The organism is Priestia sp. YIM B13552 (assembly GCF_042787775.1).
Lineage (GTDB): Bacteria > Bacillota > Bacilli > Bacillales > Bacillaceae_H > Priestia > Priestia megaterium_E.
In genome coordinates this window covers 234,754-256,946 of sequence record NZ_JBHZOU010000002.1, presented here as the reverse complement: position 1 = coordinate 256,946, position 22,193 = coordinate 234,754, and the positions used below count along the sequence as shown (strand labels likewise).

Sequence of the window (22,193 nt, the reverse complement as noted above, 5' to 3'; positions counted from 1 at the left end):
CATCTCCTTAATTTATAAGATATAGTCCAGTATATGAAGAATCTGAACTGAGAGTAAGTGTCAGAAACAGCGAATTTAATAGTATCAGTTAGAAAGGAAAGAACACTATGTTAGAGCTAATGCCTTTGCTTGATAAAAGAAAAGCAGATCCCTTGTACATGCAGCTTTATATCTACATAAAACAACAAATTCAAAAAGGTACCATTCCGCCTCATGAAAAATTGCCTTCTAAACGAAAGCTAGCTCTTCATTTAAGCATTAGCCAAAATACGGTTGAAGCGGCTTATGTACAGTTAGAAGCTGAAGGTTATATCGAGATACTAGCCAGGAAAGGAGTATTTGTAAAAGAGATAAAAAATGAAGTTGTGCTTCAAGAACTGCCTCCAGCCTATGTCTCTTTACCGCAAGAAGACCGGAAATCAACTGTCATTGACTTTAGCCATGGAAAGGTAGACGTAGAAAAATTTCCGTATAACACGTGGAAAAAGCTAACGGTTCAAACTATTTATCATGATGAAAGCCAGCTTTTTTATAGCGGACATCCACAGGGCGAACATCTTCTTCGTCAAGAAATTGCAGCGTATCTTTATCATTCAAGAGGAGTGCGCTGTACGGCGGAGCAAATTGTGATAGGTGCAGGTACGCAGTATCTTATGTGGCTGCTTTCTGTCACGCTGGGGAAAGAAAAAATAATGGGGTTTGAAAATCCGGGTTTTCACCGAACGAGGCACGTTTTTCAAGAACAAGGCATGTCAGTTATCCCTATTTCTCTCGATAATTTTGGCTTGAAATTGAAGGAACTGAAAGAAAGCGGAGCGGATGCGGTGTACATTACGCCGTCTCATCAATTTCCTATTGGGATGGTCATGCCGATTGCAAGAAGACTTGAACTACTAGAGTGGGCGGCAGAAACGAACAGCTATATTATAGAAGATGACTATGACGGAGAATTTCGCTATAAAGGAAAACCGATTCCCGCGCTTCAAGGATTAGATCAAGACGATCGCGTTATTTATACGGGTACGTTTTCAAAGTCTTTGATGCCTTCTCTTCGAATAAGCTATGCCGTGCTGCCACACCGGCTTCGTACAAGCTATATGAAGCACTGTGGACTTTTTAAACAGTCTGTTTCAAGACTTCATCAGCATACGCTTTTTCTGTTTATGAAAGAAGGGCACTGGGAACGTCACTTGAATAAAATGAGAACAGCATACCGCAAGAAACAAGCGCTGCTGCTAGATTGCTTGACTACTACTATGGGAGAACGTGTAGATGTTATTGGAGAACATTCTGGGTTGCATATTCTTCTTAAGGTGAAAAACGGAATGAGTGAACAGAAACTAATTGAAGCAGCTGCCAAGCAAGGGGTAACGATTTATCCAACGTCCATTTATTATCATAGTGCCGGTGACAACAACACGCCTTATGTATTGCTTGGGTTTGCCGGACTGTCTGATGAAGAAATAAAAACAGGTGTAAACCTGCTGTTTAAAGCTTGGTTTGAACAGCAGGATTGAGAGATATGCTAGGGGGGTTTTTATGAAAGTAAAGCGAAAATTATTTGGTTTATGGACAGGAGAGCTTACGGCAGCTTTAGTGTTTGCTGCGCTGTGGGTAGGGTACTTAAATGAGTTTTCTCATCTAAGTTTTTACTTAACAACATTTTCTAGTGTGTATGCTTTTATCATACTTGAGTTTATCTTGTTTCAAGGAAGCTTATACTGGTTTATGAAATGGAAGCGAGTGAGGCGAAAAGAAGATTCTCATTTGCCCTCTAGCTACATTCAGCTGTTTCTGCTTTTTAAAAAAATGAATAAAATTCTTCTTGCGTTAGGTTTAGGTGTACTCGTGTATCACTGTGTGCAGTTAGGGATTAACGGGCTTGCTTTTTTTCTGGGCCTTTACGCGTTTGCTTGGCTTGAATATATTAACTACTATGTGATTAGGCTTTCTTATCAAAGTCCAAGTGAAATCAAGGAGTTTTTTGAGCAGAAAAGATTTAAACGGTCTATTTTAGCAAGAGAAATAGATAAGAACCAGCGCGTTTGATTATACAGACTGCGCTGGCTTTTTTGTCTAGAAATCAAGGAACAGGAAAGAGTTGACAAGTTAGTGAACTTGAAAGTAAAGGAAAGTTTGATAGGAAGAAGAGGCTTCTTGTAAGGAAGATACAAATGTATAAAAAAGCGGCGTGACATTCATACGGTTGTTTCTGGACCAGTCATGATTTGCGAAAAATGATTTCCTTAGTTCTGCTGTGAGTTCAAGCTGTACGCCGGCTTTTAGCAAATTATCATTCACAATATTTTGCTCGCTTGTTCCGGCTATCTCAGAAGGGGCGTCACGGACGGTAAAGCCGTGTTTGCGCAGCGATTGATTCACCAGCTCTTTATAAAGCTGATTTTTTCCGCCTATGTATACGATAGGCTGGCTGCCGCTGTATCCGTGAATCGTCATCACGGACATACTTTGCTGAGCCATTCCTCTAGCAATCGGTTCATCAAAATTTTCTGAGGTTATGTGTAGAACTCCGTTGTTAGTGGACTTGATGCCTTCAAATAAATAATAAGAAGCGGAAAAGCGATCAGCAAGTTCTTTGGCAACTTCTGATGTGCCCGGTTCAATTCCTCCGCCGTGAATGGCCATAATGGATAGGTAGCTAAAGCGCTGTTCGTAGCGAATATCGTAGTCTTGATGGAGAATCTCGTGCTGTTGCAGTTCTGCATAGGAAGAGTAAGAGTCACCGCTTGCATAAGAGGGAAGGGGAATCAAAAAGCAGTACATCAAACATAGCAAAGTGCTCGTACTCCATTTGAATAAACGGTTCATCAATAATCACCTCTATTTATCCTATGATAGGTAGAGGTGATTATTAGTATTTCCGTCCGATATAGAGTAAATGAGAAGAAAGTCCAAGGTGATAAGAACTTGATGCTTGTTGGATAAGCAGTTGAACGATGCTGTCCATTTCTTCAGGAGACTTTTCTTTCCAGTAAGTCCATTCCTCAGAATTAACGGACGAAGCAACGTTAGAGGCAATCAGCTCAATGCATTGAAATCCATGCTTCTTTAAAAAAGGAATAATATCCTCAATATTAGCATAATAAGCGTGAGTAAACCGGCCTTCTTCGGCATGATTAAAGCAGCCTGATTCATAAAAATCATGAAGCGCTTTTGCCGTGTTGTTTGGTTTTAAACGCTCCGGGGATGTTAAAGAAGAAATGACGTGCTGGACGCGCGGCATAAACGAAATAAAGACAGTTCCGCCTGGCTTTGTGACTCGATACAGCTCTCGGACAGCTTGAATGCGATCTTGTTTCTTCTGCAAATGATACATTGGTCCAAGCATTAGTGCCGCATGAAATTGGTCATCCAGGCAACATTGAAGGTTCCGAGCATCTGCCACGTGAAAATCACGAAATGCATTGTATACTTGCCGTTCTAAAGCCTTTTCCTTAGCTGTTTGAACTAAATGAGGCGTCAAATCAGTTAGAGTTACTTCGTAGCCGTTTTCTGCTAGTTTTAAGGCATATCTTCCAGGTCCAGCACCGTTATCTAAGATATGTCCGCTGGGAGGAAGGTGTTTTTTTATAAAATGCCAGTTTACTTGAAACTCAATAGGCTCCCGTTCTAATCTTCCCCACTCATCAAACCTGCTGTAATAATCGATAACTTTATCCACTTTAATTAGCCTCCACTTCAAAAATTAGTTAGAGTAAATTATAACAAAAATAGAAATATTTAATAGGTCCATTTATAAAAAAGTGAAGAGAAAGGAGGGGGGAAATGACCGCAGCTTTTATTAGTCGTCTCGCGCTATCAGGTTTGTTAGGAGCTTTGGTTGGTTTAGAAAGAGAGTTTAGAGCAAAAGAAGCGGGTTTTCGCACTCATTTTTTAGTTGCTGTCGGTAGTACGCTCATTATGTTAATTTCGAAATACGGCTTTTCAGATGTGCTTCATCAAGATCATATGGCTCTTGATCCGAGCCGAGTTGCCGCACAAGTAGTAAGCGGTATTGGTTTTTTAGGAGCAGGTATGATTATTATTCAAAAGCAGCATGTTAGAGGGCTCACAACAGCCGCAGGCGTATGGGCAACGTCGGGAATTGGTTTAACCATTGGGGCGGGTATGTATACAGTCGGCATTAGCGCAACTATATTGGTGCTGATTGGATTAGAAATATTGAACGTAATGTTTACATCTCTTTCTACTCATTCCCTTTTAATTAAGTTTCGTGCAGCGAATCAAGAGGATATTTATGAGCTCCTTGATAAGATTGAAAGGGGAAATATTATGATTTCATCCTATGAAATTCACCAGGATCATCATCAAGGTGAACTGCTTTATTTTGTTGAAATAAAAGGAAAGGCAAAAAAGAAAGGGAATAAAGTAGAATTGATTAAATCCATTCACTCTATGGCTCACGTGTTATTTATTGAAATTGAATAAGCACTTATTTATTTTTTGTCAAAGAGATTAAGACATAACTAAATTAATCTAAAATCGAACAAATGGATAAAGGGGCCAGTATGATCGTTTAGTACACCACGGCTGATTTCCGTGCAAGGCTTCGCTTTCCGCGGGCGGCCGGTGAGCCTCCTCGTCGCTTGCGCTCCTGCGGGGTCTCACTTATTCTGCTTTTCCCGCAGGACCTCCAATCAACCGCTAGAAGTACCTCCATATATGAAACCTACGTTTGGATCTTTCTTCAGCTAAAAAACTTTCGTTTCAGCCTCTTTATTCGTTCTCTATCTTGCTTAAATCGTTTCGCAGTGTTTTAGCATAGCAAAAAAAGGCTATTACCTAAATATAGAGAATTTTACTGGAGGTTATAAAATGAAAATTGGAGTCGTAGGTGCTACAGGAAAAGCAGGAAGTTTTATCGTGAAAGAAGCTTTAAATCGCGGCCATGATGTAACGGCAATCGTACGTGATGCGAGCAAAGTAGACGAACGAGATGTTCGTACACTGGAAAAAGACATCTTTGATATCACGGCAAAAGATATCGAAGGCTTGGATGCAGTAGTGAATGCGTTTGGAGCTCCTGAAGGAAAAGAACATCTGCATGTAGAAGCGGGACAGTCGTTAATTCGTGTATTTAAACAAGCTCCGGACGTTCGTCTTCTTGTTGTAGGAGGAGCAGGCAGTTTGTTTGTCGATGAAGAGAAAACGACGCGTCTAGCAGATACGCCTGATTTTCCAAAAGAGTATAAAGCGACAGCTGACAATCAAGCTCAAAATTTAAAAGATTTAGAAAGTACAAGCGATATTAATTGGACGTTTATTAGCCCAGCAGCATTTTTTAATCCTTCAGGAAAACGAACGGATGCTTATAAAACTGGGAAAGATCATGTTATTTTAAACTCAGAAGGAAACAGCCATGTCAGCTATGCTGATTATGCCATTGCTGTCATTGATGAAATTGAGCGAGGACAGCATGTAAACGAACGCTTTACCGTTGTATCCGACGCTAGATAAAGGAAAAGCCGCTTTATGCGGCTTTTTTTGTGCATGTTATACTATGGGAAAAGGAGTAAGGTATAGAATGGATAATAAAGTAAACGTAGAACTAGCGTTTTATAGTGAAGCCTACGAGTCATCTATACATAGCTATACGCTGCCTGAAGCGCAGCTCATTTATACGGCACTTCCCGCTGAAGCCTTAGCTAAGTGTGAGCGGGAAAAGGACAGAACGCCTGTTTTGATTTTGGCAGAAAACAAACTAGCCGGCTTTTTCGTGCTCGACGCAGGGAAAGCTGTTAAAGAATATACTAAAAGCTCCGGCGCGCTTTTAATACGGTCGTATTCCATTCATCCTGATTATCAAGGAAAGGGAGTTGGCAAAAAGTCATTGAAACTTCTTCTTTCTTTTATCAACCAGCACTTTCCGACTAAAAATGAAGTGGTGCTAGGCGTGAACTATAAAAACACGGCCGCGCAGCAACTGTACAAAAGAAGCGGCTTTATCGACACAGGCGGGCATATTTTTGGAAGCCAAGGAAAGCAGTTTGTTTATGAGATGGACATAAAAAAAGCTTGAACAAGAGTTCAAGCTTTTTTCTTATATAACAAGTAGGAAGCTAGAGCAAATAGGCAGTGCTACAAGGGACGTTTTTAATACGGGAGCAGGGACGCGATTTGTGAATTTTGCTCCAATATATGAACCGACCATTGTGCCGACTACTACTTGGATCAACAGTGGAATATCTAAAAAGCCCTGCTGATAATAGCCCATTCCTCCGCCGATGGCAATCGGAATAATAACGAGCATTGTCGTTCCGGCTGACTGACGAATAGACAAGCCTAACACCATCATAAGGCCAAGCTGGATAAATGGAGTTGATCCAATTCCAAACATTCCTGATAGAGCGCCCGTGATTAAGCCAATTAGTAAAGAGTAGACGACAAATTTAGCTCCTGTTGGAATCGTACGTTCTTTTTGCTGACGGGAAAATAAAAACATACGCAGCCAAAGTAAAACACCAGATAATAAAAGCATACCGGCTGTTAGCCATTTTAGCTCGCCTTCTGGGATAAAGGATGAAAGGTTAGACCCAATCCAAGCGCCTAATGCACCGAGGATACCAACAGAGATACCGGATTTTAAAGATACGTTACCTTCGCGGTAATGACTGACTGCGCCAGATAAAGAAGAGAAAATCATTGCGGTAAGAGCCGTTGCGAGTGCAACGTGTACAGATACGCCGTACAGCAGCGTTAAAATCGAAATAATAAAACCTGATCCGCCTGCTCCGACAAATCCTAAGATTAGTCCGACGGCTAACATTGTTAAAACAATTGAAACATCCATAAACTAATTCCTTCTTTCAACACTTATTCTACGCAGACACATAACATTTTTAGCAAGTGCTACGTTCTTCATTTAAACATGAATTTTTTATGACGTCCAATGTATAATTTATATGAAATTGATAGTATTATGTAATAAGTAAAGGATGTGAAAAAATGGAATGGCAGCAGCTCGAATATTTTAATATTGTAGCTCAAACGGAACATTTCACAAAGGCAGCGGAAAAATTATCAATCGCACAGCCTACGCTCAGCCGCTCAATTTCTAAATTAGAATCAGAGCTTGGCGTGCCGCTATTTGAACGAAAAGGAAGGCAAGTTATTTTAAATCGATATGGACGGCTTTTTTATGAACGAACGGTTAAAGTATTAAACGAAATGGAAGAAGCTAAACGTGAGCTTTCAGATTTGATTCATCCTCACCGCGGCAGTATTTCGTTTGCTTTTTTAAAATCATTAGGCGCTTCGTCCGTCCCAAAACTAGTTCATGCTTTTTTACAAGAGTATCCGAACGTTCAATTTCAAATTTTTGAGAACGCCACGAACATCATGCTTGATCAGCTTCAAACGGGTGAAATTGATTTTTGTATGTCTTCTGTAACGGAATCTAGGGCAGGAATTCAGTGGGAATATTTATGGAAAGACGAGCTGTACGCGTATGTCCCTGATACGCATTCTTTTGCCTCAAGGCAAGTGCTTTCGATTTCAGAGTTGGCTCATGAATCGTTTATCGCGTTAAAAAAAGGATACGGAAGTCGAACAATTTTTGATCAGCTGTTTGAAGAAGCGGAGATTGTCCCAAATATTACGTTTGAAGGAGAAGAATTTTTGACGGTGATTGGTTTTGTAGCGGCTCATTTAGGAGTTGCCTTGCTTCCTGAAATAAAGGGAGTGGACTTACGAGGCATTAAAAAAATAAAGCTCAAAGAAGACACAGCTTCAAGAGTAATTGGGATTGCGTGGAACAAGGATAAATATTTAACTCCTGTTGCGAAAAAGTTCCAGGAATTTTTAATTCAGTATTTCAAAGACCATCATACAGGAGGAAAACGATGAAGAAAATTGCTTGCCTGCACGCTCATCATTCGAACATCTCTTATATAGAAAAAGCGCTGCCGTTTGCGAACTGTATGCATTTCGTAGACCCTGGACTTGTACATCGGGTAACAATCGACCCTAAGTTTGCAGCGGAGTCAGCAGCTGCAAAAGTAGAGAAGCAGTTAAAGTGGATGGAAGAATGTTCAGCGGATGCCATTTTACTTACGTGTACGAACTACATTGCTCTTTTACCAGAAGCATTTACAAGCGATATTCCAATTATTAAAATCGATGAGCCTTATTTTCGCCGAATATGTGAAATAGAAGAACCGCAGCTTATCGTGTTTACAAATCCGGAGACCGTAGAAGGAACAATGAAGCGCCTAGACGAATTTGCATTTTATCAAAATGTAAAGATAAAGGTTCGTCCTGTTGTGATAGAAGGTGCTTTTGAACTAGTAATGACTGGGAACCTAGAGAAGTATAAACAGAAGGTAAAACATGTCTTACATGAGCTAGTAAAAGAGCATAACACTGTTGTTTCAGTAGCGCAGCTCTCGATGGTAGAAGCGGCGGAGGAGGTAAGCGACCGTATTATTACGCCTCTTCAACCGTTAGCGGAAGAAGTAAGAAAAACAATTATTAGGTCATAAGAAACGAAAAAAAGAAAAAATAAATGGTAAAATATTCACTTTATTTTGACAAAAATTTCATTTCCTTATATGATAAGTAGTGTTATAGAAACCACTTATTATATAGGGGAGGCATCGTTTTGTGAAAAAAGCAAATGCACGCGATAAGATTTTAGAAACAGCATCGCGGCTTTTTCAGCTGCAAGGCTATCATGCAACAGGATTAAATCAAATTATTAAAGAGAGTGGGTCGCCAAAAGGGTCTCTTTATTATTATTTTCCAAAAGGGAAAGAAGAACTGGCGATTCACGCTGTTCAATATACGAATAAATACGTCCAAATCCAAATTAAAGAAAGTTTAAATAAATCTTCTGACGCAGCCCAGGCTATTCAGTATTTTATTGAAGAATTGTCCAAGCAGTTTGAACACGAAGAAAGTATTGCTGGTATGCCTGTTGGACTGCTGGCTGGAGAAACGGCGCTTATTAATGAACCGCTGCGCGAAGTCTGCTACGCAGCGTTTCAAGATTGGGAAAAACTTTTTAGAGAAAAAATGATAGAGAGCGGATTTCAAGAAAAGCAGGCAGGAGAGCTTGCAGTTGTGATTAACTGCATGATCGAAGGAGGAATCTTGCGTTCGTTAACAGAGAAAACAAGCGCTCCTTTGCAGCAGATTCAGCAGCAGGTTCCAGTTCTTGTTCGTAAATAAAAAGTGAGGCTGGGACATCACAAAATGAATCTAAAGACTAACAATCGGGATACATGAGCTGGACTGCTTGTGACCCTGCTGTTGATTTCCGTGCAAGGCTTTGCTTTCGGCGGGAGGCCGCTGAGCCTCGTCGTCGCTTGTGCTATTGCGGCGTCTCATCTGTACCGTTTTTCCCACAGGAGTCTTCGCCTTGTCCTCCAATCAACAGCTAGAAGTAGCTACCTACATAAAACCTACGTTCACCATAATCATAAAAAACACGAACTATTCATCCTTTGTGATAGATAGTTCGTGTTTCACTTTAACTAGACTACTTTGTCCTCGACTCTTTTTTATAGATTGACGGAATTTGGCATATATTGATAAAATTTAAAATATATTTTCTGGAAATTCTATTTCTTGCAAAGAGAAAGAAAGGAGTAGCTTGTGATTTTTACTATTATTCAAGCTGATGATACGTGGGCACTATGGGGAATTCTAGCGATTTGGGCTTCTGTTAGTATTTTTCTCGAACAAAAGTATAAGTGGGCTTCTTTTCTGTCAGGAGCTATTATTGCGCTAGCAGGAGCGCTTATCCTATCAAATTTAAAAATCATTCCAACAGAGTCTCCGGTTTATGATGCGGTTTGGGCGTATCTAGTACCGCTTGCCATTCCATTATTGTTATTTCAAGTCAATATGAAAGAATTATTTCAAGAAAGCCGGAAACTGCTTTTTATTTTCTTAATCTGTGCAGTAGGAACGGTTATAGGGAGCACGGCAGGCTTCTTGTTATTAAAAGATTATATTCCGGAACTAGCAAAAATTGCAGCAGCTATCGGCGCTTCTTATGTAGGCGGAGGGGTTAACTTTGCTACCGTTACGGCTAAATTTGAACCATCAAGTCAAATGGTTTCGGCGACGGTAGTTGCTGATAATATGGTCATGGCTTTACTGTTTGCCGTGTATATGTTCGTTCCTTCTATGAAGTTTTTTAGAAAACATTTTAAGACGCCTCATATTCAAGAAGTAGAGGCTGGGCAATATGGAGAAAATGATCGTCATACGCTTGCAGAAAAATATTGGGCAAAAAAAGAAATTTCGTTAAAAGACGTTGCGGCTTCAATTGGTACATCATTTTTTCTAGTGGTTACATCGTTTAAATTAGCCGAATGGTTTGGAACAATCATTCCAACCGGTCCAAATGTTTCGGTAGTTCAAACATTATTACATACTATTTTGAGCGAAAAATACTTATTGCTTTCCACACTTACGTTTCTTGTCATTTATCTGTTTCCTTCTTATTTTAAAAACATTAGCGGAAGCCAAGAAATCGGCACGTACTTCATTTATATTTTCTTTGTTGTCATTGGAGTACCGGCGTCTATTCCATTAATTGTTGAAAAAGCACCTCTTTTGATTCTATTTGTGCTCATTGTGGGAATGAGTAATTTAATAGTGGGACTTATTCTAGGAAAAGTATTTAAAATTGATTTAGAACATATTTTACTAGCGAGCAATGCAACGGTAGGAGGGCCTACGACAGCAAGTGCAATGGCGATTGCTAAAGGATGGGGAAGTTTGGTTGGTCCTATCTTGGTAGTAGGAACGCTTGGGTATATTATTGGTAACTATATCGGTTTTGCACTTGGCTATTGGTACTTAACATTTTAAACAAAAGAACGCCCCCTCTGACGATTCAGGGAGGGCGTTTTTTTATTTAGCGTGCTTGACTGCTGATGATCGATAAAAGCGGCCTTTAAAGATATACGTAGCTGTAATAAATAAATAGATAGCTAGTGTAATAGTCGTAATAACAACGGAGGTTGTACAGATAACACCAATTAAAATAGCGCTTAGTGCAATTAGGGCAGCCCACGTCGTATAAGGAAACCATTTAACAGAGTAGCTGCTCGATGCTTCTGGCTGAACTTTGCGGGACTTTAAGTGTGCGATCGCAATAATCAACCAAATAAACAACACGGTATATCCTAAGGAGCCCATCAAATAATCAAATGTTTTACTTCCTGCAAATAAGGAAATCAACACGCCCACATAAAGGGATGATGTACACATTAAGATTGCATAGACAGGAACTTTGTTAACAGAAAGTTTCGAAAATACCTTCGGCACTCGACCGTCTACTGCTTGCGTATACAAAATACGTGATGAACCGTAAAGTCCTGAGTTCATTGAAGAAATAACGGCTAACAAGATCACGGCATTCATAATATGATCTGCTCCGGGAATTCCAATCATTTTAAATACCATTACAAAAGGGCTTTGAGAAACGCCGTTCACTTCATTCCAAGGAATCAAGCTCACGATGATAAAAAATGGGAACAGATAAAAAGCAATGATGCGCGTTAATGTGCTGCGCACGGCTTTTGGTACTACTTTTTCAGGGTTTTTTGTTTCAGCTAGCGTTACCCCGATGATTTCAGTTCCACCGTAAGAGTAGATGACAACTAGCATCGCTGTAATTAACCCAGTTGGTCCTTTAGGGAAGAAACCGCCGTGATCGCTCAAGTTTGAAAAGCCCGCTGCGGTATGGTGACCAAATGATACAAATAGTAACAGAAGTCCAGCGATGATAAAGATTACAATGACCGTAATTTTAATTAATGCTAGCCAGTATTCCGTTTCAGCAAATGCTTTGACCGAAAGCAAGTTAATAACTGTGACAATAACGGATACGCCTAAAGCAAGCATCCAAATTGGATAATCAGGAAGCCAGTACTGAATAAAAATAGCTGCTACAACAGCTTCAGCTGCAATGTTTAACACCCACATTTTCCAGTAAATCCAGTCTAAAAAATAAGCGGGGTAGCTTCCTAAAATCGACTGAACTAAATCACGAAACGTTCGTGCGTCACTGTTTCGAACCGCCATTTCAGCAAGACCTTGCATAATGAATAGTAAAATAATTCCGCCAATTAAATAAGCAATGATAACTGATGGTCCTGCCATATCAATAGCTGAGCTGCTTCCTTTAAATAAACCAGCGCCAATTGCTCCACCTAGCGCCATCATCATAATGTGACGTGAAGTCATTGTTCGCTGCAAACCTTGGTTGTCCTTCTTCATGACTTTTCCCTCCACTTTTTTATAAAATAAAAAAAGCTTATCGTCTCCTACCTCATTATCAAATGAGAGAAGAGACGATAAGCTTTAGCTAACCGCGGTACCACTCTTGTTGGCTCTTAAAGAACCCTGCTTAAAACCTGATAACGAAGGTTAGACGTTAAAACTTAGAGAATACTTCTGCATTCTTTCTGAATTACCACTCCTGGGCGAGTTCAAAGTATTATTGGACTACGTTACACCAACCCGTAGCTCTCTTGACCGAATAATAAGCTTCTACTACTCCCAATCGCTGTGTTTTTGATTAAAATCTGAAAGTTCTTGATGAATAACCATTACTATACGTGCTTCTTTTTTCTTTGTCAACAGCTATTTTCTAAAAAATAAAATGATGGAACTTTGTTTTTTATAGAACTCAGGACTGGTTATTTTGGTAAAAAAACCAGTCGTTTCACCTAATTTTCACCAACTCTGCTTACATTAAGAAATATGAAAAAGAGGTTGTTTTGACAAATACATAGCTGAGGAGAATGAATAGAGTGAAAAAGATGATGTACGTCCGATTCGGACTGGATCTTTTAATGGCCGTTACGTTTGTTTTATTTTTTAACAAACAAGTATTGGGAGGGTTAACGTTTCATGAAATTGCGGGGCTAGCGATTGCCGTCGCGTTTTTTACCCACGTGCTGCTAAACTGGCAGTGGGTAAAGAAAGTTACGGTTAAATTATTTGACCGCAAGCTTCCGCGCAGAACAAAGTTCGGTTACTTTTTAAACATCATGCTGTTGATTACGATGTCATTTATTATGATTAGCGGTATTTTTATTTCAAGAGTAGTATTTCCGAATATTAATGTTGGCAATGAACAATGGTTTAAGGTTTCGCATATTTCGGTATCGTTTTTAGTGTTAATTTTAGTAGCTGCTCACATAGGCCTTCATTGGCAATGGGTTATAAATGTATGCAAAAATATGACGAAATTCAAAAAAACAAAGAAAAGCTTGAGCATAGCTGCTAAGCTTGCAACCGTTGCCCTGTTAGTCGTTGGCATATACGAAATAAATGAGACGAGTTTTCTTGGAAAGCTTGGAGGAGTAGTGAGAGTGCTGGATTTAAGTTCCTCAGATATACCGCAAAAAGGCAGTGGGAAGCCGGATTTTGATCGCCATTCATTTAGCGAAAACAAATCTCCTGCGACGGCATCTGCTGGTCACAAACGCCCGAACTTTGATCATGATGGCCAAGGTTTTGAAAGAGGGATGAAAGGAAAAGAAGGCGGTTTTGAAAGTCCGAATCCTTTTATTGTAATCGGTACTTATTTTGCTATTATGTCGGTTTTTATTATTGTTATTTATTATATTGAAAAAATATTAACAGGAGTAAAAAGACGCAAAAAAATGGCGGGTCCGGCTGCAGGAATTTAAAATAAAAAAACTCTCTATTTCACTGTTTTTTCATCGTACAGAAGTAAAATCATTTATGTAAAAGCGAATGCTTTGCAAAATTAAAATGAGATAAACTTAGGTGGTGGAAATGGTGAAACAACACACACAGCCTGAAACGGAACATAAGAAAAATTGGTTTATTAATGCGCTATTGAATTTTGGTATTTATAAAAAAGGAAATCGGCACCTATACGAACTGACACTTCAAGAGTTAGAAGCTCAATATGTAAAAGTAAAAGCATTCATGTATAATCAGGGACCTCTTTCGCAATGATAAAAAAGCACTCAGTATATGAGTGCTTTTTTATATGAGAAAGTCTTATTCTTTGACAGGCGAAACTGTACAGATTAAAATCACAGTATATTTTAAAGTTACAGTTTTAAATGACACATATTATAAGAAGGAAAAACAGTTTCTACCTATAATATGCCAATATTTTTGACCGTATCATTTTTGGAGGGAAACAAAATGACAAATAAAAAGTATGAGCCGCTTTTACAGCCGTTTACTTTTTCAAATGGCATCAAATTAGATAACCGCGTTATTCTTGCGCCTATGACAAATTTTTCATCAAATGAAGATGGAACAGTATCAAATGCAGAAGTAGACTACTATGTACGACGTTCAAACGGTGTTAGCATGGTCATTACAGCATGTACATACGGAACGCCGAACGGCAAAGGATTTCACGGAGAGTTTGCTGCAGACAGCGATGAAATGATTCCTAGCCTGCGCCGTTTAGCAACAGCCATTAAAGATCAAGGAGCAAAAGCAGTTCTTCAAATTTTTCACGGAGGCCGCATGTGTCCGCCTGAGCTTGTTCCAAATGGAGAGGTTGTTAGCGCAAGTGCTGTTGCTGCAGAACAAGAAGGAGCACCGGTGCCTCGAGAGTTAACAAATGAAGAAATCGACGGCATTATTCATGATTTTGGTGAGATGACGCGCCGTGCTATTGAAGCAGGATTTGACGGAGTTGAAATCCACGGAGCAAATAACTATTTAATTCAGCAGTTCTTTTCTCCGCATTCTAATCGCCGCGAAGATAAATGGGGTGGCAGCGTAGAAAAACGATTAACATTCCCGCTAGCAATCGTAGACGAAGTAAAGCAAGCCGTTTCTAAACATGCAAAAGAGCCATTTTTAGTAGGCTATCGCTTCTCGCCAGAAGAGCCTGAAACGCCTGGAATTACAATGGCTGATACGTTGAAGTTAGTTGATGCACTAGCAGAAAAAGACCTTGATTACCTTCACGTATCGCTAATGGAATTCTGGTCAAAACCTCGCCGAGGCGTGGAAGATACTCGTTCACGTATTGAGATTATTCAAGAGCGCGTAGGAAGCCGCGTACCTGTGATGGGCGTAGGTTCTATTCATACAGCAGACGAAGCAGCAGCAGCTCTTGAAACCGGCATTCCACTGCTTGCGATTGGCCGTGAATTAATTATGGATCCAGACTGGGTTCAAAAAGTCAAAGAAGGCCGTGAAAATGAAATTGTGACAACATTAAGCAAAAAAGATCAGGAAAAGCTTGTGATTCCTGACCCGCTGTGGCAAGCCGTTATTAACACACCAGGCTGGTTTCCGGTTGAAGATTAAAAGAAAGACAGAAAAGCGCAAAGACGATGGGACTGACCCCGTGTCTTTGCGCTTTTTGCTTATTCATGGAACAGAGCTTATGAACCATTAATTTACAAATAGACTTCTTTATGTTTGAATAGTAATAGTTTTCTGAAAGTGAGGTGGAAAAATGAAAGCAGGCCCAATGGTAAAAATGATGGTTTCAATGAGTATTTTTGGTTCAATTGGCTTTTTCTCCACACAAACTGGACTTCCTTCTTTTGATTTAGTATTTGTTCGCTGTATTTGTGCAACGCTTTTTCTCGGAATGTGCTGGTTTGTAACCGGTGAATATAAAAGAGAGAAATGGAATGCCAAAGAAATAAAGCAGATTTTACTGTGCGGCATATTCCTTGTGTTTAACTGGGTGTTTCTATTTAAAGCATTTGAAATGATGTCCGTTACGGTAGCTATTTCTATTTATCATCTTGCACCCGTCTTAGTATTGCTTCTGGGAAGCTTTATCTTTAAGGAGAAATTAACAGTTCTTGGCGTTATGTCTATTTTCACTTGTTTTGTGGGAACACTTCTGATTATTGGGGTGAAGGAACTTACGATTGATGGCTTCATGTCTTCAGGAATACTGTGGGCGCTTTTAGCCGCTTTGTTTTATGCATGCACAACGCTGCTTGGCAAAGGAATTATTCATACGAGTGCTTACGCTGTTACATTTATTCAGACTTTTGTAGGGATTTTTCTATTATTGCCGTTTGTTCATTTTAGTGATTTTCATTTCTTAACAGCGGCCAATTGGACAGCTATTTTGGTAACGGGCTTTGTACATACTGGTTTAGTGTATTATTTGTTTTTCGACAGCCTGCGCTATTTAAAAACTCAGGTGATTTCGGTTCTAGTGTTTTTAGATCCAGCCGTTGCTATTTTATTAGATACAGCATTCACGGGATTTCGCCCGACGCTTTTTCAGCTGGCAGGCATTGTTTTGATCTTTTTAGGAATGCTTTTTACTTTGAAGCCAAAACCTTCATCTAAAAAAAGTATTTCCAATAGCAAGATTAAAAAAATCACATAGAATTTCTATTTCAACTGCAGGTCTTCATTTATTAGAAAAAGGGGAGCTAGTCATGAAAGTCAGTAAGCAAAACGCAGAACACTACGTGTGGGGAGGAAAATGCGATGGGTGGCACCTAGTGAAAAATAAAGACGTAAGTATTATTCATGAGCGCATGCCTCCTCATACGAAAGAGGTAAGGCATTATCACACGAGAGCACAGCAATTTTTCTTTGTGCTAAAAGGAACAGCTGCTCTAGAAGTAGACGGAATTATTTATGATGTAAAAGCACATGAAGGAATAGAAGTGCTTCCGTTCATTCTTCATCAAATGATGAATCGTTCGAACGAAGAGATTGAGTTTCTAGTTATTTCACAGCCCTTTGCACACGGAGACCGCATAGCTGTTGATGAAGATAAAGACTAAGCATAGATCAGTCTATTTTTACTAGTCCTAACAGCAAGCGAAGAATAACGTCCAGTACAATAGTACCTTTTCATTCAGTATGTGAAATATTATGCCTAATAAAATAAAAATACTTTTATTGCAGAGCAGAAATGTGGTAAATTAATATGTATGCAATATAGGGAGAACAAAATTTACAAATTAACAATTGTGTAATATTAACATCACGATAAAAAATAAGAGATTACAAGTTGAAATGTAAATTTTGTAGATGACTAAAAAAAGAGATGAAGATGATATTGTTTGACAAATTGAATCATTTTCAGGTAATCTTTTGCAGGACGTAACCGTTACGATTTAATGTAGGGGACTTTCCTGAGGTTAGCTGAACATGAAATCTCTACTTTTTAGTGAAAGGAATTTGAAAATGAAAAAACTATTTTCAAAGCCGTTGTTTTACTTTTTTATAGCGGTTTTATTCATGTGGATCAAGTCTTACATGTCTTACAAAGTGGAGTTCAACTTAGATATAAGTGACTCAATGCAAAAAACGTTATTGTTTATTAATCCAATTAGTTCAACTTTGATCTTTTTAGGGTTAGCATTGTTTGCAAAAGGGAAAAGAGCCATCGTTTGGACGCTTATCCTTAGTACAATCATGACGGTCATTTTGTACAGCAATATTTTATATTATCGATTCTTCAATGACTTTGTGACATTGCCTACTTTAACGCAAACAAGCAATGCGGGTCATTTAGGAGGCAGTATCGCTGATTTAGTAAAAGCTCACGATATTTTTTACTTTGTAGATATCGTTTTACTGATTGCGCTATTGTTTGTTAGAAAAATCGAATGGCCAAAAGCACGCCTTAAATTCCGCTATACGTTCATGGTACTAGCGGCAGGAGCTATCGCTTTTGCAATTAACTTGCACTATGCTGAAAAAGATCGCCCTGAATTACTAACAAGAACATTTGATCGCAACTACCTAGTGAAATATTTAGGAGCATACAACTACACGGTGTATGATGCAGTTCAAACGTTTAAAAACTCAAAGCAGCGAGCATTCGCAAGCAGTGATGACTTAACAACAGTGAAAAACTTCAGTACAAGTCACTATGCAGCTCCAAATATTGAGTATGCCGGTAAAGCAAAAGGAAAAAACATTATTAAAATTCATCTAGAATCATTTCAGTCATTCCTGATTAACTACAAGTTAAACGGGCAAGAAGTAACGCCGTTTTTAAACTCATTAGCAAATGGAAATGAATTTATGTATTTTGATAACTTCTTCCATCAAACAGGACAAGGTAAGACAGCTGATGCAGAGCTTATGATGGATACATCATTATACGGCTTGCCTCAAGGATCAGCATTTAGCTTAAAAGGCCGCAACACGTACCAAGCAGCACCAGCGATCTTAGATCAAGAGGGCGGCTATACAAGTGCCGTTTTACACGGAGACTATAAAACGTTCTGGAACCGTAATGAAATTTATAAACAGTTCGGTGTGGATAAATTCTTTGACGCAAGTTATTACAATATGACTGGTGATAACAAAGTAAACTATGGATTAAAAGATAAGCCATTCTTCAAAGAATCTATGCCAATGCTACAGTCATTGAAGCAGCCTTTCTATGCGCATATGATTACATTAACAAACCATTTCCCATTTGTCCTTGATAAAGGCGATGCTAGCATTGAGCCGGCAAACACAGGAGATGGAACGGTAGACCGTTATTTCCAAACGGCTCGTTATTTGGATGAATCACTGCAAGAATTCTTTACAGAGCTAAAAGCTTCAGGCTTATATGACAACTCAGTTATTATGATTTACGGTGACCACTACGGTATTTCTGAAAATCATAACAAAGCAATGGAAAAAGTTCTTGGCGAGAAAATTACGCCATATAAAAACGCTCAGCTTCAACGCGTACCGTTCTTCCTTCACGTACCAGGCGTAAAAGGTGGAGTGAACCATACGTACGGCGGTGAAATTGACGTAGTACCTACGCTTCTTCACTTAGTAGGAATTGATAGTAAAGAGTATGTTCAATTCGGTACAGATTTATTATCAAAAGACCATGATCAGGTAGTAGCATTTAGAAACGGTGATTATGTTTCTCCGAAATACACGTCAATTGACGGCAAGTATTACGATACAAACACGGGAGAAAGAATCACAGCAACAGACGAAGCGAAAGCTTATAAAAAGAAAGTTGGAAGAGAGCTAGAACTTTCTGATAAAGTGTTATACGGTGATTTATTACGATTTAATAAATTAGATGACTTCAAACCGGTCGATCCATCAAAATACATGTATGGAAAAGACCAGGAAACAGAAAAGTAATGTAAGCTTTCAACCATACAATCCAAACAAGCAAGTAGAGGAGCTTTTTAAAAGCTTAGCTACTTGCTTGTTTTATGAGAACTTCATTGAAAAAGAAAGCTGGTGACAGAAACGTGGAGCGAACAAGACGCAAAAGAAGAAGAAGAGTTCGATGGGGCAGAGTGTTCTTTGCTTTGTTGTTTCTTTTTCTTATCATTGGAGGCATATACAGCTATTTCCAATATAAGCAAGGGCTATCGATGGCAAGCGATGGTAAATTTGCGGATGACGGCACGACATTTGAACAGTTTCAAGGCAGTCTCCCAAATAACGGAGAAGTAAATATGCTGCTGTTAGGAAGTGACTCGCGCGGGGAAAAGCATTCTCGTACAGACTCTATTTTAATTGCTCACTACGATTCTAAAAGCAAACACCCGAAAATTGTTTCCCTTATGAGGGATATGTACGTGGATATTCCAGGACACGGCAAGCAAAAGCTGAATGCTGCTTACGCGTTCGGAGGTCCTGAGCTGCTGCGTCAAACGATCAAACAAAATTTTGATATCGATATTAACTATTATGCAGTTGTGGACTTCGAAGGGTTTTCAAAAATTGTAGATACGATTGCACCTGATGGCATTAAAGTAACCGTGCCTCACGATATGTCTTCAGGAATTGGTATGACGCTTCACAAAGGTACCCAAGTTTTACACGGTGAACAACTGCTTGGCTACGTGCGTTTTCGTCATGATAACATGAGTGATTTTGGACGCGTTCAGCGCCAGCAAGAAGTCGTTTTAAAGCTTAAAGAAGAAGTAGCAAGCCTAAACAGCGTGTTTAAAATACCGAAGCTTCTCGGCGTAATGGATCCTTATATCGATACAAATTTAGATACAAAAAGCATGATGCTTCTGGCTAAAGATGTGGTAACAGGAAACATGAAAGATGTTCAAAGCCTGCGACTGCCGTTAGACGGATCGTTTGAAAACAAAACGTATAGCGGTGTGGGTATGGTGCTTGATATTGATTTAGACAAAAATAAAGAAGCGCTGCAAGAATTCTTAAATGACAAATAAAGAAAAGCCTCGAGATGCATTTCTCGAGGCTTTTTCCTTATACATAGACGATGATGCGTTTGAATGACGTAATTAAACTGGTCACTATACCGGAGCATACAACAATGAATAATGAATAAATAGCTGTATCGTTTTGAAGCAGTAAAATACCTGAAATAATAATAGATGCGTCAATCACTAAAATAATGATGCCGGGGTTTAAAGATAACCATTTCGCAAGTATCAGAGAAAATAAGTCGACCCCGCCTTGACTTGCGTGCTGCCGGAGCATGATGCCGGTTCCAATTCCGTTAAAAACACCTCCAAGGCAAGCGCTTAAGATAATGGGAAGGTGAAAAATCCCGTGAAGCGGAAACAACAAATCAATCATAACGGCTGAGAGAACCATGCCATAGATAGCATTTAAAAAATAAGAGCGGTTAAAACCTAGGGCGAGAAGGTAAATCGGCAAGTTCAAGCAAAAAATCATCACACCTACTTTATAGCCGAGTAAATAATTAATGATTAAACTAATTCCCGTAATGCCTCCTGTTACAAGCTGAAGCGGAAGAATAAAAACGTTAATTCCAATACTAACAAACACACTGCCAATTCCAATTGCAATCAATTTTTTATACATGCTGTCTCATCCTTGTCTATGAATCTCTTTATATGTATATGAAGACAAGCAGAGTTTCAGCACAAAGACCGCTTTAGAAACCATAATGAACGGATTAAATATATGCAAAGGAAGCTGTTTGAAAATGCAAATGTGTTGCATAAACATGGTTCACCATAGACAATAAGAACTAACGAAGAAGGTAAATGGAGGAGAAAAAATTGATCGTTCGAAAAGCTAGAGAAGAAGAAACATCATTTATTGAAACAGTGACGCTTGCTGCTTATGAGCAGTATGCAGCTGTAAAATCAGAAGCACACTGGAAAAGATATCGAAAGGGAATTTTACATACCCTGAGTGAAGAAAAGAAATTTGAGTGCATTGTAGCTGAAATCGATGGAGAAATGGCAGGAAGCGTTTTGTTTTATCCGCCGAATACGGATGTATACGGAGGATTGTTAAAGCCATTTCCATGGGCCGAAATTCGTCTGCTGGCAGTTGCTCCGTCTCATCGCCGAAAAGGAGTCGCCAACGCGCTTCTTGAAGCGTGTGAAAAAAAATCTCGGGAGCTAGGGTGTTCTTATTTAGGTTTACATACAGATCATTCAATGGAACATGCCATTAAGCTGTACACTAAAAGAGGTTACGTTCGCTTTCCTGATAACGATTTTTATCCGGTAAAAGATTTGCATGTTATGGCATTTAGAAAATCCGTTTAATAAAAAAGCCTTTGAAATCATTGATTTCAAAGGCTTTTTTGAGATTCTGAATTTAAAATGACAAAAGCGAGAAAAAGAATAGCAGAAGCTAGCCAAACTGCTTTTGTCCCCAGGGTAAAAGTAGAAATAGAACCTAACAATGCACCGCTCAAAAAAGAGAGGATAATGGCGGTAAAACGAAGGCACTGATAAGCAGCGTTTTCATCGCGTTTGAATATAGCATAGTATGCTGCTTGAGAAGCAGTACGAAGGTTTCCGGTTGTCATGGTTGTATTATATGACCATTTTATCAAAGTTCTAAATGAAGAAACTTGAAGAGCAGCAACAAATGAAATTGTTACTGTAACCAACATATTAGAAACACTAGACGGTAAAAAACCAACGATAATGAGTACGACAATTTCTAAAAGCAATACGATACGAGAAGTATCAGGGAGTACAGATACAAATCGCGGCTGCTTAAATGTTTCGGTTACAGCAATACCTAGGATAAAGGCTACAATAGGGGGGATATGAAGAAAAGCTTCTGTCCATTGACCTTGTGCTGCCTTTACACCTAATAAGACGATATTTCCACTTTGTGCATTTGCGAATACTCCGTTTCTGCTTATATACGTATAAGCATCAAGAAAACCTCCCACAATAGCTAACAAAATTCCAAGGATAACTGAATTTGCCGTTGCAGCTTTTTTGAATCGTTTCGTTAATTGTAAAAAGTAAGATGATTTATTTGTGAGCATG

The 22,193-nt window shown here is 39.1% G+C and carries 24 protein-coding genes and 1 other annotated feature; of the genes, 17 read left to right on the top strand and 7 right to left on the bottom strand.

The features are described 5' to 3' along the window. The first annotated feature begins 107 nt into the window (after positions 1 to 107). Entirely contained in the window at positions 108 to 1,517 is a 1,410-nt protein-coding gene (gene pdxR / locus ACFX40_RS07390; RefSeq protein ID WP_098331960.1) for a MocR-like pyridoxine biosynthesis transcription factor PdxR, read from the top strand. Between the two features lie 22 nt (positions 1,518 to 1,539). Next, the gene (locus ACFX40_RS07385) at positions 1,540 to 2,049 is read left to right on the top strand and encodes a hypothetical protein (protein ID WP_098579868.1); all 510 of its coding nucleotides are present in this window, start codon (positions 1,540 to 1,542) and stop codon (positions 2,047 to 2,049) included. A 60-nt stretch (positions 2,050 to 2,109) separates the two neighbouring features. On the opposite strand, the gene ACFX40_RS07380 is transcribed toward ACFX40_RS07385, so the two are convergent. After that, positions 2,110 to 2,829: a poly-gamma-glutamate hydrolase family protein gene (locus ACFX40_RS07380; RefSeq protein ID WP_272801124.1), complete on the bottom strand. Its 720-nt coding sequence runs from the start codon at positions 2,827 to 2,829 to the stop codon at positions 2,110 to 2,112. Positions 2,830 to 2,872: 43 nt separating this feature from the next. Next, positions 2,873 to 3,682, bottom strand: a complete 810-nt coding sequence (locus ACFX40_RS07375) for a class I SAM-dependent methyltransferase (protein WP_028410953.1) — start codon at positions 3,680 to 3,682, stop codon at positions 2,873 to 2,875. 104 nt (positions 3,683 to 3,786) lie between these two features. On the opposite strand from ACFX40_RS07375, the gene ACFX40_RS07370 reads away from it, so the two are divergent. Continuing rightward, a complete protein-coding gene (locus ACFX40_RS07370; protein ID WP_028410954.1) occupies positions 3,787 to 4,449 on the top strand; it encodes an MgtC/SapB family protein in 663 nt (220 codons plus the stop codon). Positions 4,450 to 4,537: 88 nt separating this feature from the next. Here the strand turns inward: ACFX40_RS07370 and ACFX40_RS07365 are convergent, their stop codons facing one another. Further along, on the bottom strand, positions 4,538 to 4,681 hold the full coding sequence (locus tag ACFX40_RS07365; protein ID WP_176526448.1) for a hypothetical protein: 144 nt from the start codon (positions 4,679 to 4,681) through the stop codon (positions 4,538 to 4,540). Between the two features lie 155 nt (positions 4,682 to 4,836). Between ACFX40_RS07365 and ACFX40_RS07360 the strand changes: the two genes are divergently transcribed. Next, positions 4,837 to 5,478, top strand: coding sequence for an NAD(P)-dependent oxidoreductase (locus tag ACFX40_RS07360; protein WP_377254732.1), 642 nt, complete (start codon positions 4,837 to 4,839; stop codon positions 5,476 to 5,478). 67 nt (positions 5,479 to 5,545) lie between these two features. Further along, entirely contained in the window at positions 5,546 to 6,040 is a 495-nt protein-coding gene (locus tag ACFX40_RS07355) for a GNAT family N-acetyltransferase (RefSeq protein ID WP_028410956.1), read from the top strand. A gap of 21 nt (positions 6,041 to 6,061) precedes the next feature. Here the strand turns inward: ACFX40_RS07355 and ACFX40_RS07350 are convergent, their stop codons facing one another. Continuing rightward, the gene (locus ACFX40_RS07350; protein ID WP_014458620.1) at positions 6,062 to 6,811 is read right to left on the bottom strand and encodes a sulfite exporter TauE/SafE family protein; all 750 of its coding nucleotides are present in this window, start codon (positions 6,809 to 6,811) and stop codon (positions 6,062 to 6,064) included. A 155-nt stretch (positions 6,812 to 6,966) separates the two neighbouring features. Here ACFX40_RS07350 and ACFX40_RS07345 point away from each other — a divergent pair, with 155 nt between their 5' ends. From ACFX40_RS07345 to ACFX40_RS07330, 4 genes are all read left to right on the top strand, one after another. Next, complete coding sequence (locus ACFX40_RS07345) at positions 6,967 to 7,866, top strand: LysR family transcriptional regulator (RefSeq protein ID WP_377254728.1); 900 nt, start codon at positions 6,967 to 6,969, stop codon at positions 7,864 to 7,866. Then, a complete protein-coding gene (locus ACFX40_RS07340; RefSeq protein WP_377254725.1) occupies positions 7,863 to 8,501 on the top strand; it encodes a hypothetical protein in 639 nt (212 codons plus the stop codon). The genes ACFX40_RS07345 and ACFX40_RS07340 overlap by 4 nt, the downstream gene beginning before the upstream one ends. A gap of 121 nt (positions 8,502 to 8,622) precedes the next feature. After that, positions 8,623 to 9,189: a TetR/AcrR family transcriptional regulator gene (locus ACFX40_RS07335; RefSeq protein ID WP_098331967.1), complete on the top strand. Its 567-nt coding sequence runs from the start codon at positions 8,623 to 8,625 to the stop codon at positions 9,187 to 9,189. A 426-nt stretch (positions 9,190 to 9,615) separates the two neighbouring features. Next, a complete protein-coding gene (locus tag ACFX40_RS07330) occupies positions 9,616 to 10,842 on the top strand; it encodes a DUF819 family protein (RefSeq protein ID WP_377254722.1) in 1,227 nt (408 codons plus the stop codon). Positions 10,843 to 10,884: 42 nt separating this feature from the next. On the opposite strand, the gene ACFX40_RS07325 is transcribed toward ACFX40_RS07330, so the two are convergent. Next, the gene (locus tag ACFX40_RS07325; protein ID WP_116514596.1) at positions 10,885 to 12,255 is read right to left on the bottom strand and encodes an amino acid permease; all 1,371 of its coding nucleotides are present in this window, start codon (positions 12,253 to 12,255) and stop codon (positions 10,885 to 10,887) included. A 67-nt stretch (positions 12,256 to 12,322) separates the two neighbouring features. After that, positions 12,323 to 12,554 (bottom strand) — a binding site (T-box leader). A gap of 237 nt (positions 12,555 to 12,791) precedes the next feature. Between ACFX40_RS07325 and ACFX40_RS07320 the strand changes: the two genes are divergently transcribed. The 7 genes from ACFX40_RS07320 (at position 12,792) to ACFX40_RS07290 (ending at position 20,135) form a co-directional block, all read left to right on the top strand. Then, positions 12,792 to 13,676 carry a DUF4405 domain-containing protein gene (locus ACFX40_RS07320; RefSeq protein WP_377254718.1) on the top strand — a complete coding sequence of 295 codons (885 nt, stop codon included), beginning with the start codon at positions 12,792 to 12,794 and terminating at the stop codon, positions 13,674 to 13,676. 109 nt (positions 13,677 to 13,785) lie between these two features. After that, positions 13,786 to 13,971 carry a Fur-regulated basic protein FbpA gene (locus ACFX40_RS07315; RefSeq protein ID WP_057234040.1) on the top strand — a complete coding sequence of 62 codons (186 nt, stop codon included), beginning with the start codon at positions 13,786 to 13,788 and terminating at the stop codon, positions 13,969 to 13,971. 195 nt (positions 13,972 to 14,166) lie between these two features. Then, positions 14,167 to 15,294: an NADH-dependent flavin oxidoreductase gene (locus ACFX40_RS07310; RefSeq protein ID WP_253351755.1), complete on the top strand. Its 1,128-nt coding sequence runs from the start codon at positions 14,167 to 14,169 to the stop codon at positions 15,292 to 15,294. A 151-nt stretch (positions 15,295 to 15,445) separates the two neighbouring features. Continuing rightward, positions 15,446 to 16,345 (top strand): DMT family transporter, encoded by a 900-nt coding sequence (locus tag ACFX40_RS07305; protein ID WP_060747147.1) that lies wholly within the window; start codon positions 15,446 to 15,448, stop codon positions 16,343 to 16,345. Between the two features lie 52 nt (positions 16,346 to 16,397). Next, positions 16,398 to 16,751: a cupin domain-containing protein gene (locus ACFX40_RS07300; protein ID WP_377254715.1), complete on the top strand. Its 354-nt coding sequence runs from the start codon at positions 16,398 to 16,400 to the stop codon at positions 16,749 to 16,751. A 406-nt stretch (positions 16,752 to 17,157) separates the two neighbouring features. Continuing rightward, complete coding sequence (ltaS, locus tag ACFX40_RS07295) at positions 17,158 to 19,080, top strand: lipoteichoic acid synthase (protein ID WP_028410968.1); 1,923 nt, start codon at positions 17,158 to 17,160, stop codon at positions 19,078 to 19,080. A gap of 74 nt (positions 19,081 to 19,154) precedes the next feature. Next, on the top strand, positions 19,155 to 20,135 hold the full coding sequence (locus tag ACFX40_RS07290; RefSeq protein WP_176524065.1) for an LCP family protein: 981 nt from the start codon (positions 19,155 to 19,157) through the stop codon (positions 20,133 to 20,135). Between the two features lie 37 nt (positions 20,136 to 20,172). Here the strand turns inward: ACFX40_RS07290 and ACFX40_RS07285 are convergent, their stop codons facing one another. Continuing rightward, the gene (locus ACFX40_RS07285) at positions 20,173 to 20,754 is read right to left on the bottom strand and encodes a YitT family protein (RefSeq protein ID WP_013058630.1); all 582 of its coding nucleotides are present in this window, start codon (positions 20,752 to 20,754) and stop codon (positions 20,173 to 20,175) included. 200 nt (positions 20,755 to 20,954) lie between these two features. Here ACFX40_RS07285 and ACFX40_RS07280 point away from each other — a divergent pair, with 200 nt between their 5' ends. Beyond that, entirely contained in the window at positions 20,955 to 21,452 is a 498-nt protein-coding gene (locus tag ACFX40_RS07280) for a GNAT family N-acetyltransferase (protein ID WP_028410970.1), read from the top strand. Positions 21,453 to 21,478: 26 nt separating this feature from the next. Here the strand turns inward: ACFX40_RS07280 and ACFX40_RS07275 are convergent, their stop codons facing one another. Beyond that, positions 21,479 to 22,192, bottom strand: coding sequence for a YoaK family protein (locus ACFX40_RS07275; protein WP_377254712.1), 714 nt, complete (start codon positions 22,190 to 22,192; stop codon positions 21,479 to 21,481). Position 22,193: the final 1 nt, after the last annotated feature.